Below are 330 nucleotides of genomic sequence, written 5' to 3'. Positions count from 1 at the left end.
TTTATAAGCAGTTAAAGCAGCGTGAACAGTCTTGGTGGAAATCACGCCAGCAGTTGACACTGTTACGAGAACGTCAAATGTTTTGGTTTGGCGATAACAGTTTTATGATGTGGCTGCTCTGGCAATTGGTCAGCTACATAGTCGTTGCTATGGTACTCATGCTGCTTAGCAAGTTGCTAGATATATCGTTACCTCTGTGGCAATACATCGCTTTATTTGTCATACAAACCTTAATTTTTATTGTGATGCTGAGTTTTAAAGACAGACTTGCTAGGCAGTTGCAATATAAGATCAATCAAGCCGATTTGTCGCGTGAAGAGACGCTTAATG

1 pseudogene is annotated in these 330 nt (G+C 40.6%); it reads left to right on the top strand.

What is annotated here, in order from left to right:
* Positions 1–330, top strand: a pseudogene (locus AAEY75_RS14355) (hypothetical protein); the annotation flags it as partial.

The sequence above is a fragment of the Psychrobacter sp. TB55-MNA-CIBAN-0194 genome (assembly GCF_040309505.1).
GTDB lineage: Bacteria > Pseudomonadota > Gammaproteobacteria > Pseudomonadales > Moraxellaceae > Psychrobacter > Psychrobacter fozii.
The sequence above is the reverse complement of the archived record's forward strand: the minus strand, read 5'-3'. Positions and strand labels throughout refer to the sequence as shown.